At 71.8% G+C, this 884-nt stretch carries 2 pseudogenes; one reads left to right on the top strand and one right to left on the bottom strand.

Annotated elements, in window-relative coordinates:
* Positions 1-602: pseudogene (locus DEIPI_RS29290) on the top strand (S-layer homology domain-containing protein); the annotation flags it as partial.
* A gap of 59 nt (positions 603-661) precedes the next feature.
* On the opposite strand, the pseudogene DEIPI_RS29285 reads toward DEIPI_RS29290, so the two are convergent.
* Positions 662-884 (bottom strand): annotated as a pseudogene (locus DEIPI_RS29285) (ABC transporter ATP-binding protein); the annotation flags it as partial.

The following is an 884-nucleotide window of genomic DNA, read 5'->3' as shown; positions in this document are numbered from 1 at the left end:
GCATCGCCGCGCTCGAAGCCCGCGCCCAGACGAACACCACCGCCCCCGCGACCGGCACGACCGGCACCAGCGTGGTCCCCGGCCAGGGCAGCACCGTCGTCGTGACGGGCAGCGGCGCCACCCCCGTCGACACCGGTACGGGCCCCCGCACCTACCTCGGCATCAGCGCGAACTACGCCTTCGGCAACACCTTCTCCACCAGCGCCCTGCGCTACACCGCCACGCTCGGCACGACCCGTCTGCTCGGCGGTCTCGGCGGGCGCGTGAACTTCGAGTACCAGCCCTCCACCGCGGCCTTCGGCGGTGACGTGAACCTCACGTACAACCTCGGCGAGGGCACGCTGGCGCCCTACCTCGGGCTCGGCGCGGGCGTCACGTACTCCAGCAACAACCCCGCGTTCACGACCAGCGGCGACTACCTCGACTACTACGCCAACGGCATCGTCGGCGTGGACTACCGCTTCACGGACAGCATCGGCCTGTTCGCCGAGGCCAACCCCCGCTACTACTTCAGCAACAACGGCAGCGGCACCGGGCTCGCGGCGAGCGCCTCGGGCGGCTTCGGCATCGGCGTCCGCGCCGGCCTGAAGTTCTCCTTCTAAACCACGACGTACGGAGGAGGCGCCCCGAGGGGCGCCTCCTTCCTCTTGCAGTGGGCGGGTCAGGTTGGCGTGGACGCCTGCGCCACCCGTCCGTCCACGATGTGCACCGTGCGGTCGGCGCGCTCGGCGAGTTCCTCGTCGTGCGTGACGAGCAGCACGCCCGTTCCCGAGGTGTGCGCGAGGTCGAACATGAGGTCCGCGACCGCGCGGGCGTTGGCGCGGTCCAGACTGCCGGTCGGCTCGTCGGCGAGCAGGACCGCCGGGCCCGGCAGCAGGGCCCGC

The sequence above is a fragment of the Deinococcus pimensis DSM 21231 genome, from assembly GCF_000519345.1.
Taxonomy (GTDB): Bacteria; Deinococcota; Deinococci; order Deinococcales; family Deinococcaceae; genus Deinococcus_A; species Deinococcus_A pimensis.
This window is presented reverse-complemented; position numbering and strand designations above follow the sequence as displayed.